The sequence below is a fragment of the Streptomyces luomodiensis genome, from assembly GCF_031679605.1.
Taxonomy (GTDB): Bacteria; Actinomycetota; Actinomycetes; order Streptomycetales; family Streptomycetaceae; genus Streptomyces; species Streptomyces luomodiensis.
In genome coordinates, this window is record NZ_CP117522.1 from 2962641 (window position 1) to 2976892 (window position 14252).

8 protein-coding genes and 1 pseudogene are annotated in these 14252 nt (G+C 73.3%); 5 read left to right on the forward strand and 4 right to left on the reverse strand.

The features are described from left to right. Positions 1-210 precede the first annotated feature (210 nt). Positions 211-1488, forward strand: a complete 1278-nt coding sequence (locus PS467_RS12745; protein ID WP_311035361.1) for a sensor histidine kinase — start codon at positions 211-213, stop codon at positions 1486-1488. A 71-nt stretch (positions 1489-1559) separates the two neighbouring features. On the opposite strand, the gene PS467_RS12750 is transcribed toward PS467_RS12745, so the two are convergent. The 3 genes from PS467_RS12750 to PS467_RS12760 all read right to left on the reverse strand — a co-directional run bounded on the left by PS467_RS12750 (position 1560) and on the right by PS467_RS12760 (position 4364). Then, positions 1560-2471: a hypothetical protein gene (locus tag PS467_RS12750; RefSeq protein WP_311035362.1), complete on the reverse strand. Its 912-nt coding sequence runs from the start codon at positions 2469-2471 to the stop codon at positions 1560-1562. Between the two features lie 75 nt (positions 2472-2546). Next, positions 2547-3404 carry a putative RNA methyltransferase gene (locus PS467_RS12755; RefSeq protein ID WP_311035363.1) on the reverse strand — a complete coding sequence of 286 codons (858 nt, stop codon included), beginning with the start codon at positions 3402-3404 and terminating at the stop codon, positions 2547-2549. 180 nt (positions 3405-3584) lie between these two features. Then, the gene (locus PS467_RS12760) at positions 3585-4364 is read right to left on the reverse strand and encodes a hypothetical protein (protein WP_311035364.1); all 780 of its coding nucleotides are present in this window, start codon (positions 4362-4364) and stop codon (positions 3585-3587) included. 165 nt (positions 4365-4529) lie between these two features. Between PS467_RS12760 and PS467_RS12765 the strand changes: the two genes are divergently transcribed. The 4 genes from PS467_RS12765 (at position 4530) to PS467_RS12780 (ending at position 11618) form a co-directional block, all read left to right on the forward strand. After that, entirely contained in the window at positions 4530-5615 is a 1086-nt protein-coding gene (locus tag PS467_RS12765; RefSeq protein ID WP_311035365.1) for a hypothetical protein, read from the forward strand. A gap of 95 nt (positions 5616-5710) precedes the next feature. Beyond that, positions 5711-6358 carry a response regulator transcription factor gene (locus tag PS467_RS12770; protein WP_311035366.1) on the forward strand — a complete coding sequence of 216 codons (648 nt, stop codon included), beginning with the start codon at positions 5711-5713 and terminating at the stop codon, positions 6356-6358. 107 nt (positions 6359-6465) lie between these two features. Next, entirely contained in the window at positions 6466-9606 is a 3141-nt protein-coding gene (locus PS467_RS12775) for an alpha-N-acetylglucosaminidase (protein ID WP_311035367.1), read from the forward strand. 65 nt (positions 9607-9671) lie between these two features. Beyond that, on the forward strand, positions 9672-11618 hold the full coding sequence (locus PS467_RS12780) for an amino acid adenylation domain-containing protein (RefSeq protein WP_311035368.1): 1947 nt from the start codon (positions 9672-9674) through the stop codon (positions 11616-11618). Positions 11619-11648: 30 nt separating this feature from the next. Here the strand turns inward: PS467_RS12780 and pulA are convergent. After that, positions 11649-14186: pseudogene (gene pulA / locus PS467_RS12785) on the reverse strand (pullulanase-type alpha-1,6-glucosidase); the annotation flags it as partial. Positions 14187-14252 lie beyond the last annotated feature (66 nt).

The following is a 14252-nucleotide window of genomic DNA, read 5'->3' on the forward strand; positions in this document are numbered from 1 at the left end:
ACGCTAGGAATCCGCGGGACCGCGCCCCAGCCGGTCAGCCACCCCTTCGCCGAGCCATAGGGCCCGGCGGGGAGGTGGTGCCAGGTACACCCCGGAACGGGGCCGCGCCCCCGTGACCGGTGAAGGGGGCGCGGCCAGACTGGGGGGTGTTGACTGACCGTGCCGGACGATCAGGGGTCGGCCGGACGCGATCGCCGAGGGAGACGCGGGATGAAGGTACGCACGGCGCTGCTGGCCTGCGCACGGGGGCTGGCTCTGGTCCCCCTCACACTCGCGGGTTCGATCACGCTCTTCACACTGCTGGTCGTGTCGATCTGCCTGATCCCGCTGGGCGTCGGGGTGTTCACCACCCCGCCCCTGGTCCGCGCGGTACGGGCGCACGCCAATCGGCGCCGGCTGCTGGCCGCCACCTGGGCCGACGTCCCGATCCAGATCCCGTACCGCCCGCTTCCCGCCGGCCGGCGCTCCGGCGTCACCGGGCAGGTGGAGCTGTGCGCCTTCCTGCTGAAGGACCCGGCCACCTGGCGGGACCTGCTGTGGCTGCTCGTCGACATGGTCGCCGGCTGTATCAGCGCGCTGCTGGCCTTCGTTTTCGTGCCCTACGGGGTCGAGGGGTTCGTCATGGCCGCCGGGGTGTGGAAGCCGATCGTGGACGCGAGCGGCACCTACTGGTACGCGTTCCTCCCCATCGGCTCGTGGGGCACCGCCCTCCTGGCCGTCCCGCTCGGCGTCGGCTTCCTCTGCCTGGGCCTGGTCGTCTCCCCCCTCCTGCTGCGCGGCCACTTCCTGCTCTCGCGCGCCTTACTGGACCCGACCCCGCACATGGCGCTCGAGGAGCGGGTGCAGCGGCTCACCCAGACCCGGCACGACGCCGTGGACACCTCCGCCGCCGAGCTGCGCCGGATCGAGCGCGATCTGCACGACGGCGCCCAGGCCCGCCTCGTCGCCATGGGCATGAGCCTGGGCACCGTGGAGGCCCTGATCGAGAAGGACCCGGCCAAGGCCAAGGAGCTGCTCGCCGCGGCCCGTACGAACTCCGCCCAGGCCCTGGCCGAGCTGCGCGACCTGGTCCGGGGCATCCATCCGCCGGTCCTGGCCGAACGCGGCCTGGGGGACGCGGTGCGCGCACTGGCACTGCGGATGCCGGTGCCCGTGGAGGTGGACGTGGACCTGCCCGGCCGCGCCGACGAACCCGTCGAGTCGGCCGCGTACTTCGCGGTCAGCGAGGTGCTGACCAACGCGGCGAAGCACGCGGAGGCCACACGCATGTGGCTCGACGTGCACCACGAGGACGGCATGCTCCGCATCACCGTGACCGACGACGGCCGGGGCGGCGCGCGGATCACCCCGGGCGGCGGCCTGAGCGGCGTCGAGCGACGCCTGGGCACCTTCGACGGCGTCCTCGCGGTCAGCAGCCCCGGCGGCGGGCCGACCATGGTGACGATGGAGATCCCGTGCGCCCTCTCGGCCCCGGAGCCCACCGGCTGACGCGCCTACCGGCTGACGCGCCTACCGGGCGGCGGCGCACCGGTGCCGGGCCGGGGCCCCGCCGCCCGGCATCACGTCACCTCCACCCGGACCTCCTCGCGCAGATCGGTGGCGATCGCGGCGGACTCGTCGAGGGTCAGCGCCTTGTTGCCCTCCGTGGGGACCACCGCGCCCACGGTGCCGTAGTCGCCCCAGACGCACAGGGCGATGGAGGTCGGCTCCTCGGCGTTGGTCTCCTCGGTGGTCCGGATGGTCTGGCACTTCATGATGGCGTTGTCCAGCCCGTCGGGCGTCTTCCGCTCCGGGGTGCCGACCAGTTCCACATCGCTGTCGCCGCTGCCCGCCGTCCTGCTCCGGCGCTCGAGGTCGGCGAAGTAGGCGTCGACGGACTTCTCCGGGTCCGTCACCTCCCCGTAGGCGCCGATGAGCTGGAGCCGCTTGGCCTCGCCCGAGGTCTCCCAGACGGCGTTGAGACCGCTGCCGCCCTTGTCGACGCCGAAGGCGGCCGCCTGCTCATCGGTCAGCTTCTTCTCCGTCCCGGCGTCGGAATAGGCGCTTTCGTAGTCGCCGAGCACCCTCTCGGGCGCGGTGAGCTTGTACTCCTTGCCGTCGTCGGTGACCCCGCCGCCGTCGTCCCCGCCGAACAGCACCACCCCGCCGACGATCGCCCCGACCACCGCCACGGCCCCGATCGCGAGCCCGACCGCCTTCCCCTTCGAGCCGCGCCCGCCGCCCGGCGGTGGCGGCGGCGGATAGCCCGGGACCTGCGGCTGGGCATACGGATTCCCCCCACCCTGCGGCGGCTGTCCGTACGCCCCGTAGGGTCCGGGTCCGGGTTGCCCGTACGCCCCGTAAGGCCCGGGTTGACCGTACGGACCGGGCTGCCCGTACCCACCCGGCTGCCCGTACCCACCGGGCTGCCCACCGGGCTGGCCACCCGACTGCCCGTACGGCCCCTGCGGTGGCGGCTGGTGATGACTCATCGACAGCGTCCTTTCCCCCTGCGCCTCCTGCGCGACGCACCGCCCAACTGGACGCTCCCCGACGGCGGCACGGTTTCACCGGGGCCGGTAGACGGATGCGCGCACGGAAACGGTCACGGGTTGCGGACAGCTCAGGCGAGCGATGCGGTGGCGCAGCTCATCGGCGTCGATGTGGTGGGCGGTCGGCCCCATGGAGACCAGGGCGTCGAGGTCCTGCCCGCCGAGGCGCAGGACGTACTCCAGCGGCTCGGTGCGCTCATGCCGGAAGCGGTCGCCCAGCGCGCTGTGCAGCCGCCGCTCCTTGGCGGGGTCGACCGACAGCAGGCCGAGCCGGCTCCGCAGCTCTCGCAGATGCCCGGACGCCGGGGTGAGCACCAGCAGGGCGCCGTCCGGGCGGAGAACACGGTGGAACTCACCGCCGTTGCGGGGCGCGAAGACGTTGAGCACGAGATCGACCGAACCGGTCCGCACCGGCAGCGGCCGCCAGACGTCCCAACTGGCCGCCCCCGCACGCGGATGCGCCCGTGCCGCCGCCCGCAGCGCGTACGCGGAGGTGTCGAGCCCCAGCCCGAGCGCCCCGGGCAGCGCGTCCAGCACCGCCGCGAGGTAGTACCCGGTGCCGACCCCGGCATCCAGGACGGTGCCGTCGGCCGGGCACAGTGACAGCGCCAGCCCGGCGAGGCGGGACGCCAGCGGCGCGTAGTGCCCGGCCCCGAGAAACGCGGTCCGGGCCCGGACCATCTCCGGGGTATCGGCGCTGCGGGCCCGCCGGCCGGTCATCAGGCTGAGGTATCCCTGCCGGGCGACGTCGAAGCTGTGCCGCCCCTCGGCACAGCGCAGGGCACGCCCGGCGGGGACGAGGCGGGCCCGGCACACGGGACAGGTCAGCAGGGCCGGCAGCCCGTCGTGCGGGCAGGAACCGGTGAAAGGCATGGTCGCTCCTGGTGCGGCGGTGAGCCGCGTGCGGTGATGGACGAGGGCACACGAAGCCGGCGGCGTGACGAACCGCCCGGGAACCGAACCCGGGGTCACGCCGCTGTGCTCACCACCGCGTCAGAGAAAGCAGTGCGGAACGCTTGTCCATGCCATACCGCACAGACTACGCGTCGGTTCTCATGAAACGGTTTCGGGATCTTCGTCCTCCCCGCCGACCGCGATACGCACATAGGTGCGGTCGTCGTACGAGAGGTCGTCCGGCCGGAGGGATTTGGTCTGTGCGTGGTCGCCGATCAGCAGGGGGTCGGTCTTCAGCACCTGGGCGAGGGCGTCCTCGCTCTCGGCAAGGCTGGAGCGGACCTCGGGATAGCCGTCGCTGGCCAGCACGATCTCATGCCGCCCCGGAGGGACGTCGACGACTTCGATGCCCGAGAGCGGGACGGGATTCCCGTCCAGGACCGGGAAGGAGTACGGATGCGGTGTCGGCGTGTTCTGACACATTTCCTGGTACCGGTACAGCGTCTGCAGGATGTCCCGCACATCGCCGTCCAGTTCGTGCTGGTCCAGATCGGCGCTCAACCCCGCGTGGAGAATCAGACGGCGTACGTCGATCAAGGTTTGTTCGAACGCCTTGGGCGGCGGGTTGGACACCTGGTCGTCCACCCGGAAGGCGCAGTCACCGACTCGGATGATCTGACGCATGGCGTTCGAGTACACCACCAGATTCGCCGCCGGCCACGGAGGTGTGAGCCCGTCGCGGGCCATTTCGTCACGCCGCTCGGACAGGGCCTTCGTCAGTGCGGCGACGAGTTCGGCGGGCGTGGCATCCGGGGAGAGCCTCCGCACGGCGGCGCCCAGCGTCTCGGCCGCGTCCCGGCCGAGGGAGCGGCCCTGCCAGGTGCGGCCCCGCGGGTCACCGGCCCCGTCGATGACCGCGACGAAGTGCGGAGTCCTCACGAGGACGTCTTCGCTCGTCCTTGACTCCGACCGGGCGACAGTAAGTTCTTCGAGAACTCGCACACGCACACACTATCCGCGCATCCACAGGGTGTGCGGTTTTCGGGTCTGGTGTGCGGAGGTGTCGATGGGCCACCGGGGCATGCGTCCGTCATATAAGGTCGCATGATCACAGCTGTCGTGTTCCCGGGGGAGGACGCGCCGATGACAACGGCCGTGGACAGGCTCGCGAGTCAGCTCGAAGCCCTGCCGGGGGCGGACGATCCGTGGTTCCCGCCCGCGCTCAACGACCTGGTCTTCCGCACCTCGGAAGTGCGCCGGTCCCTCGACGCGATCGTCTGCGATGACACCAGACCACTGACGACCCGGTTCAAGGCCTTCTACGGCTACCTCAACCATGCGCGCCGATCGCTGGACATCAGCGCGTACGACCGCTATCACGACCGGCACGCGAACCTGTTCAGCGCGTTCCGCATGGCCCCACTGCTGCGCTCTCAGCGGTTCCTCAACCATCTGCAGGCCGGCGAACGGTCGAATGAGTTCGCAGTCGCGGCCAAGCGCTTCGCCGATGTCGCGAAGAGTCAACTGCCGGACCACTTCGGCGTCCAGGCCCACTGGGCGACCGTGGTCGCGACGACCCAGTCACTGCTCCCCGACGCTTCCCGGGACATCACCTTGCTGCGTGAGGCGATCGAGGCACAGGACCTCGCGCTCCTCGAATCGGATGGCAGGTACCCACGCTTTTACGCCACCAAGGCCGAACTGCTCCACCTGGTGCAGGACTGGGAGGCGGCTCTGGCAGCGATCGCCACCGCCATCGACCGGGAGGACTCGACCCTCGCGGACTATCCGGTGCGTATCGGCCGCTACCAAGCCCTGCGCGCCGAGATCGAGTCGGAGCGGCGCCTTCAGGCCGTCTTCGAATCCTCCGTGGCCGAATTGCACAGCCTCAGAGAGCAGACCGCCATGGTCCGCAAGGAGTTGGAGGGCCTGCGTAATTCGACCCTCACCCTCGTCGGTCTGCTCGCCGCCATCGTGGCGTTCATCACCACCAGCACGTCTTTGGCGTCCCGCCTGAAGATTGCCGACGCGATCCATTTGATCGCCGTGTCCAGCGCCAGCATGCTCGTGGTTTTCGCTGGCATTCTCTGGCTTGTCACCGGTGCGGACAACCGCGCCGCCGCCGTGAGGTTCCTGGGCGTATTGGTCCTGGCCGGTCTCCTCTGGGCCGTGGCCCTGATCCCGGCTTGACACCAGGTGCCACGGCTGCGGACGGAAAGAGCGGTAGATTCGGACCGATTCGGCCGTGTCCCCGCTCCGGGGCCCGAGGGAGTCAGGGAGCCGCCGTGCGTGTTGTGGTCGCCGAGGATCTGTTCCTGTTGCGGGACGGGCTGGTGCGGATGCTGGAGGCGTACGACGTCGAGGTGGTGGCCGCGGTGGCGAGCGGGCCCGAGCTGAGCAAGGCGTTGGCGGAGCTGGCGCCGGATGTCGCGGTGGTGGATGTGCGGCTGCCGCCGTCGTTCAGCGACGAGGGGTTGCAGTGCGCGCTGGCGGCGCGGCGGGAGCGGCCGGGGTTGCCGGTGCTGGTGCTGTCGCAGCATGTGGAGCAGCTGTACGCGCGGGAGTTGCTCGCGGACGGCAGCGGCGGCATCGGGTATCTGCTGAAGGACCGGGTCTTCGACGCGGATCAGTTCATCGACGCGGTGCGGCGGGTGGCCGCCGGGGGTACGGCGATGGATCCGCAGGTGATCTCGCAGCTGCTGGACCGGCGGGCGCAGGACAAGCCGCTGGGGCGGCTGACGCCGCGGGAGCTGGAGGTGCTGGAGCTGATGGCGGAGGGGCGGTCGAACGCGGCGATCGCCTCGCGGCTGTGCGTCACGGAGCGGGCGGTGGCCAAGCACACCTCCAATATCTTCGGGAAGCTCGGTCTGCCGCCGTCGGACGACAACAACCGCCGGGTGCTGGCGGTGCTGGCCTATCTCGATCGGGGCTGAGCGGGACTGAGCGGCGGCCTCGCCCCGCGCACCATTGCTCCCGCCCCGCAACGCTGGTTAAGTGCCGTATCCGCACGACGCATTGGCCGTTGTCCGATGGGGGGCGCATGAGCGACCTGAGCAGACGCACGCTGATCGGAACAGCCGGAGCACTCGGGGCCGGGGCCACGCTGGGGAGCCGGTTCCCCGCGGCGGCCGACGGGCCGGACGACGCACAGGACACCGCCGTGACCCCCTTCGACACCGCCCCCGCGCGCGCCGCCCTGCGGCGGCTGCTGCCGGCGCACGCCGATCAGTTCCGGCTGGTGGCGCTGGAGCGGCGGGGCGATGAGGAGCGGTTCGAGGTCGAGGGGTCCGCGGGGCGGCTGACGGCCTTGGGGACCAGCCCGGCGGTGCTGCTCACCGGCGTGCACTGGTATCTGAAGTACACCTGCCACGCCCAGATCACCTGGTCCGGCGATCAGCTGAACCTGCCGGAGCGGCTGCCCGCGCCCGCCCGGCGCGTGGCGGGCTCGACCACGCTGCCGCACCGCTTCGCGTTCAACGACACCCACGACGGCTACACCGCGCCGTTCGCCGACTGGGACCGCTGGGAGCACCTGATCGACGTCGCGGCCCTGCACGGCTGCAACGAGCTGCTGGTCACCGCCGGTCAGGAGGCCGTCTACCACCGGCTGCTCCAGGAGTTCGGCTATCCGGAGGCCGAGGCGCGCGCCTGGCTGCCCGCCCCCTCCCACCAGCCGTGGTGGCTGTTGCAGAACATGAGCGCATACGGCGGCCCGGTGTCCACCGCGCTCCTTGACAAGCGCACGGCGCTGGGGCGGCGGATCGCGGACCGGCTGCGCGAACTGGGCATGCGGCCGGTGTTCCCCGGCTACTTCGGCACCGTCCCGGACGGGTTCGCGGACCGCAACCCGGAGGCCCGTACGGTGCCGCAGGGCGACTGGAACGGGCTGCGGCGGCCCGACTGGCTCGATCCGCGCACCGCGTCGTTCCGTCAGGTGGCCGCCGCCTTCTACCGGCACCAGCGCGACCTGTTCGGCGAGGCCGAGCTGTTCAAGATGGACCTGCTGCACGAGGGCGGCGACCCCGGCGACGTCCCGGTGCCCGAGGCGGCCCGCGCCGTGGAGACCGCGCTGCGCACCGCCCACCCCGGTGCCATCTGGGTGATCCTCGGCTGGCAGGAGAATCCCCGCCGTGACCTGCTGGACGCCGTCGACCACGACCGGATGCTCGTCGTGGACGGGCTGTCGGACCTGGAGACCGTCACCGACCGGGAGCGGGACTGGGGTGCGGTGCCGTACGCGTTCGGCACCATCCCCAACTTCGGCGGCCGCACCACGATCGGCGCCAAGACCCATATGTGGGCCGAGCGGTTCACCGTGTGGCGCGACAAACCGGACAGCAAGCTCGTCGGCACGGCCTATATGCCGGAGGCGGCCGAACGCGACCCGGCGGCGTTCGAACTGTTCAGCGAGTTGGCGTGGCGGGACGAGCCGGTGGACCGGGCCGAGTGGTTCCGCCGGTACGCCGATGTGCGCTACGGCGGAGCGGACGCCAGGGCCCGGGAGGCGTTCGCGGCGCTGCGCACCACCGCGTACCAGATCAGCAGCAAGGACGGCCGGCCGCACGACTCGGTCTTCGCCGCCCGCCCCTCCCTGACCGCGCGCTCGGGCACCAACTACGCGACCCACACCCCCGCCTTCGACCCGGCCGGCTTCGACGTGGCCTTCGCGGCGCTGCTGGGCGTCCGCGCGCCGCTGCGCGACAGCGACGCCTACCGCCACGACCTCACCGACCTCGCGCGGCAGGCGCTCGCCAACCGCTCCTGGCAGCTGATCCCCCAGCTTAGGGACGCGTACGAGCGCAAGGACCGCACGGCCTTCCGGACGCTGTCCCGGCTGTGGCTGAAGCTGATGCGGCTCAGCGACGACATGACCGGCGCCCACCGGCGGTTCCTGCTGGGCCCCTGGCTCGAGGACGCCAAGCGGATGGCGTCCGGCGAGGAGGAGTCGGCCCAGCTGGAGCGGGCCGCCCGCACCCTCGTCACCACCTGGGCGGACCGCGCCACGGCGGACGGCGGCAAGCTCGCCAACTACGCCAACCGCGACTGGAGCGGCCTCATCGCCGACTTCCACCTCCCCCAGTGGCAGTCCTATCTGGACGAGCTGGAGGACGCGCTGGCGGAGGACCGCGCACCGCGCGCCTTCGACTGGTACGCCGTCGAGGAGCCGTGGACGCGGGAGCGCACGACCTATCCGGTGCGGCCGACGGCGGACGCCCACCGCACCGCCCAGCGGGTGTACGAGGCGCTGGCCAAGGCCCCGTACCAGGGCACGCTGACCGTCACCGCCGAGCCCGCCACCCTGCCGCCCGGCGGCTCCGCGTCCCTCACCGCCGCCCTGCGCAACGTCAACGGGCTGCGCCCCACCGGCCGCGTCGACTTCGACCTCACCGTGACCGGGCTGGACCCGGCCCCGTCCCCGGACGGCCCGACCCGGCTGCCCGGCGTCCCCGCGGGCGGCACCGGCGAGGTCCACTGGCGCGCGACCGCGCCCGACGAGCCGCTGGAGCGCCCGCTCGAGCCGCTGCCGTACGAGCTGGGCGTCACCTACGGGCCCCGGGGCGAGGACCGGGTGCGGGCGGTGCGCACCGGTTCGCTGTGGATCGCCGGACCGCTGGCGGAGGGGATGCGGACGGTCACCAACAGCGGTGCGGTCTTCGGCCGGCTGGACGACCGGTTCGCGATCGACGGCGCGGGCCAGGACCTGTGGAAGGGCACCGCCGAATTCGGCTCCGTCTACCGCGACGGCGTCCTTGACGTGGGCACGGCCATGACCGTGAAGGTGACCTCCCAGGCGGCCACCGGGCCGTGGGCGCGGGCCGGGATCATCGTCCGCAACGACCTCGCCACGGCCGGCTCCCCCGGTTTCGTGAACCTCTCCGTCACCCCGGCCAACGGCGTCGTCCTGTCGTACGACTCGGGCGGCGACGGCACGCTGGACACCTACCGGCGGATCACCGGCGTCAAGGCGCCCGTGCTGCTGCGGCTGACCCGCACCGCCGCCACCTCCTACACCGGCGAGCTGTCCACCGACGACGGCGCGACCTGGCGGACGGTGGCCACCGTGACGGCACCGGGCGGGGCAGCCGCGCAGGACGCCGGGATCTTCATGAGCGCGGCGAACGGCGGCAGCGGGGCGCGGGGCACGGTCGAGTTCAGCGGCTGGAAAACCAGCACGGCATAGCGGGTTCGCGGGGTGGCGGGACGGGGCCAGGTGACCAACCCGCCCCGCCACTCGTTCTACGAACCGTGGACCAGCACCAGGCGACAGTCGCCCCCGACGACGAGACCACCGGCCTGATCGACGTCGAGCAGGCCGAGGCCGCCATCGTCGAGCACTACCCACGGCTGGTGCGGCTCGCGTATCTCATCCTCCCGCCCGGCCTCGCCCGCACCCGCCGGGTGCTCGCGGCGCATGCCCTCGCACAGCGCGCGCTGCCCCGCAACCGGGCGTACGGCGCGGGCGCCGACCGGCAGCCCGAGGTCGAACTGCCCTGGCAGCGCGGGACGAAGGGCCCGGCGGCCGACGCGGGCTACGGCTATGTGCGGCTGCGGGTGCTGCGCCTGGCGCTGCGCGCCGCCCGGCCGCGCCGCTGGTGGCGGCCGCCCCCGGCGCTGCCGCAGGTGCTCGGGCTGCGGCTGTTCCCGCGCTCCGGCGGCGCCGATGAACTGGCCCTGGACAAGGCGCTGTCACAGCTGTCCGGGCCCGGCCGCGCCGCGTACGTCCTGCGGGAGCTGGAGCGGCTCGGCGAGCACGAGACGCGCACGCTGCTGCGGGCCGCGGGGGTCACCGACGCGCGGGCCGCGCTGGAGGAGGCGGAGTCGGTGCCGGAGCCGGCCGGCGGCCGGGACGGATCGCTGCTGGAGTCCGCGGAGTTCGACCCGTGTTCGCTCCAGGCGCGGCCCACCGATCTGATGCGCCGCCGTCAGCATCTGCGGGCGGTGCTGGTGGCCGTGGTGGCGCTGGTGGTGTGCGGCACGCTGCTGGGGACGCCGGGGCGGGGCTGGGGGCCGAGCGGTGCGGCCGCGCCCTTGTACGCCCGCCACCCCTCCGCCGAACGGGCCCTCGATCCGCAGCGGTTGACGCGCGCCCTGCCCGACGCCTGGCGCACCGCATCCCGTGCCGACTTCTCCGTCTGGCCCGCGCGCGGGGACCGCCTCCATGACACCGGTCTGCTGCGCCGCGCGCTGGCCGTCTGGGCGCGGCCGGGCCCCTCGGTGCGGGTGTCGGCCACCATGGGCACCCAGTCCGGGCCGCCCTCGGGGCCGCCGCAGCTGCTGTTCGCGGGCGAGGTGGACCGGACGTCGGTGGTGCTGCTGTACGACGGGCTGCGGGTGGCGCGGTACGCGGAGACGGGCGACGGCGACGGCGGTGCGGTGGCGCTGGACTTCGCCCGGCTGGACGCCGCCGACGCGGCCACCTCGACCGCGCTGGTCCTCAGCCGGGTGGACGGCAATGTGCGCTATCTGACCGCCCCTTGGGTGCGCCACGCCTGGGTGCGGGATCTGCTGCGCCCCGGCCAGGCGCCGCGTCCGCTGCACCGCACCGGCGAGGGGGTGACCGACCCGGTGCGCACCGTGCCGTCGCTGCGGCCCTGCCGGGGCTGGCCCGCGCTCCAGTTCGGCCCGCGGCTCGTGGCCGACCTGGGCGAACTGGCCCCGGCCCGGCTCACCTACGGCACCCCCGGGCACGGTGTGCGCGATGTGGCGGGGCGGGCGGCCCGGCTGAGCTGGGCCAGGACCGGGTGCCGGCTGGCGCTGATGCGGGCGCGCGGGGTGCGCACGGTCAACTCCTGGCGGTTCGCCGCCCAGCGGCTGCCGGAGGCGGGGGGCCACGCGGCCTGGCTGTGCACCCGCGCCGACACCTGGCGGGGCACGGGAGCCAAGGTGCTGGCCCAGTTCCAGCCGTGGGACACCCGCCGGGGCGCGGCGGGCGCGGTCGCCGCCGGCGCCGACAACTCCCCCGCCTGCGGCCCGCGTGCGCCGCGGGTGCTGGCGGGGGTGCTGTGGAAGGCGCGGTCCGGCCACTGGTACCTGCTGGCCGCCGGAAGCCGTCAGGTCACCGCGATCGCCGCCACCGGCGGTGTCCGGGGCCACTCCTACGGCCGCGCCCTGACCCTGCCCGCCAAGGCGGGTGCCCGAGCGGACCTGAGGGCCCGGCTGGCGGGCGGTGGCCGACTGGGCCCCCTGCGGTGACGCTCCGCGGGACGTGCTCCGCCCGTCCGCTCAGCGCCCGGCGGCTCCGGCCGTGAAGACGGCGACCGTGCGGCCGGGGACGGTGAAGGTGCCGGTCGCGCGCTCGTAGCCGGCCGTCTTCACCGTGGCGTCGGAGCCGTGCGCCTGGACCGGGTGGAGCGCGTACGGGGTTCCGGCCAGGGCGGGGACGGTTTGCGCCTGCCGGGACGGGGTGGCGTTGAAGACCACGACGAGCCGGTCGAGCCGCATGGTGATCACGCCGGGCGTCTCCCCGGTGCCGGACAGCGGGAAGGACAGCGCGTCCTGCACCCCCTTTGCCGTGGCCTGGCTGAACGCCTTCTCGGTGGTACGGATCCGCAGCAGGTCCCGGTAGGCCGCCGAGGCGCCGGTGATCTCCGCGCAGCCGGGGCGCGCCGCCGGGTTGGTCAACAGGGGTGCGGCGTAGGGCCACTTGGCCTGGTTGTCCGCGGCCGGGGGCAGTCCCCGGCCGAATCCGTTGCCGTCCTCGCAGTCCCAATGGATGGCGTTGAACCAGTCGCCGCTGTCGTAGGAGTTGCGGTCCAGCGACTTGGAGCGCAGCAGATCGGTGCCGGCCTGGCTGAGCGCCGGGCCCTGGGAGAGGGCGGCGGTGGCCAGGGCCAGGACCTGCGCGCGGGCGCGGTCGGCGGCCGGGGTGGTGGCGGGGAGCTTGTAGGCGAGCGCGTCGTAGAGGGTCTCGTTGTCATGGGCGTCGGCGTAGGCGAGCGCGTCGCCGGGGGCGGCGGCGTAACCGGCCGGGGAGCCGTTGTAGTCGACCTCGGAGCCCTTGACCCGGTGTCCGGCGGTGTCGGTGAAGGTGTAGTCGGCGAGGTTGCCGGAGAGCCCGACCTTGATCAGGTCCTGGGCGTGCAGCAGCCGGGCCCGCTGCTCGTCCGGTGTGCCGTTGGCGGGTGAGCCGCCCGGATCGGTGAAGAGTCCGGAGGCGAAGCCCTGGACGCGGGGGTCCTCATCGAACGGCCCGCCGCCGCGCACCGCGTCCCTGGCCCGGTCGCTGAAGGTGGCGATGCCGGTGCCGGCCATGGTGCGCTGGGTGGCCTGGACGAAGCGGGCGTCGTCGGCCACCTCGCCGAAGTTCCAGCCCTCGCCGTAGAGGATGATCGACTTGCCGTCCACCCCGTCCTTGGCGGGGGTCAGGGCGTCCAGGGCCTTGCGTACGGCCAGGATGTTGGCCTTGGGGTGGTGGCCCATGAGGTCGAAGCGGAAACCGTCGACCTTGTACTCCTTGGCCCAGGTGACGATCGAGTCCACCACGAGCTTGCCCATCATCGCGTGCTCGGGCGCGGTGCCGGGGCAGCAGGTGGAGGTGGCCACGCTGCCGTCGTCCAGCAGCCGCTGGTAGTAGCCGGGCACGATCCGGTCGAGCACCGACTTGCCGTCCTGTCCGGCGGCCACGGTGTGGTTGTAGACGACGTCCATGACGGTGCGCAGCCCGGCCCGTGCCAGGCCCTGCACCATCTGCCGGAACTCGCGGGTGCGCGCCGGGCCGTCCGGGTCGCTCGCGTAGCTCCCCTCCGGCACGGTGTAGTGCAGCGGGTCGTAGCCCCAGTTGTAGCCGTCCCGGCCGGCGGTCCGGGCCACGCACGTCTGCTGCTGGTCGGAGTCGGCGGGCAGGGCGGCCAGGTCGCAGCCGGGCCGGGCCTGGTCGGACCGCCGCTCCGGAACGGTGCCGAAGTCGAAGGCGGGCAGCAGATGGACGTACGAGGTGCCGGACCGGGCCAGCTCCCGCAGGTGCCGCATCCCGTCCGAGTCGCGGTCGGTGAAGGCGAGGTACTGGCCGGGGTGGGCGCTGGTGCGGTCCGCGACGGAGAAGTCGCGGATCTGGAGCTCCTGGATGCGGGCGTCGCGCAGCGGGACGGCCCGGGGCTTGGTCAGCTCCGCCCAGCCGGCCGGGGCGAGCCGGGGGTCGGCCAGGTCGGTGACCAGGCTGTGGGTGGAGTCGGCGGTCAGGGCGGTGGAGTAGGGGTCGGTGACCTCGTTGGTGACGGTCTTGCCGACGCTCGGCGCCCAGACCCGGACCCGGTAGCGGTAGGGCTTGTCCCGCCAGTCGGGGCTGCCGGTGACGCTCCACACCCCGCTGCGGGCGTCCCGCCGCATGGCGACGGTGCGCCCGTCCAGGTCGAGCGAGACGCTCCGGGCGGTCGGCGCCCATACGGAGAGGGTGGGGCGGGAGCCGTGGAAGACCGGGCCGAGGTCGGCCCGGCCGGCCCGGTCCGCGTAGAGGTCGTCCAGGACGCCGGGGATCTGTACCCCGGTGCGGTGCAGTACCTGCTCGTGGTCGTCGGCCGCGCGCTGGACGGCGGCGAGGGGGCCGCGCAGGGCGGTGGCGGCCTTGTCGCGGTCGCGCGGGTCGAGCCGGTAGGCGGGGCGGCCGGTCAGGTGCGGGTAGGCGGCCCGCTGGGCGTCGGTCAGGGAGGCCGGGGTCAGCCGCAGGGTGCCGCCACCGGTGTAGCTCAGCTCCTCGGTGGTCGCGGCGGTGTGCTCGACCGGCCAGACGACGGTGGCCCGGTCGATCCACTGCGCCTCGGCGGTGGCGGGGGGCTGCGCCCCGGCGGTGCCGGTCGCGGCCCGCGCGGTCTGCGGTACGGCGGGCACGGC

Excerpts from the sequence above, each read along its gene's own strand:
- PS467_RS12750 (WP_311035362.1), bottom strand. The coding sequence starts at position 2,471 with ATGAGTCATCACCAGCCGCCACCGCAGGGGCCGTACGGGCAGTCGGGT.
- PS467_RS12755 (WP_311035363.1), bottom strand. The coding sequence starts at position 3,404 with ATGCCTTTCACCGGTTCCTGCCCGCACGACGGGCTGCCGGCCCTGCTG.
- PS467_RS12765 (WP_311035365.1), top strand. The coding sequence starts at position 4,530 with ATGATCACAGCTGTCGTGTTCCCGGGGGAGGACGCGCCGATGACAACG.
- PS467_RS12745 (WP_311035361.1), top strand. The coding sequence starts at position 211 with ATGAAGGTACGCACGGCGCTGCTGGCCTGCGCACGGGGGCTGGCTCTG.
- PS467_RS12775 (WP_311035367.1), top strand. The coding sequence starts at position 6,466 with ATGAGCGACCTGAGCAGACGCACGCTGATCGGAACAGCCGGAGCACTC.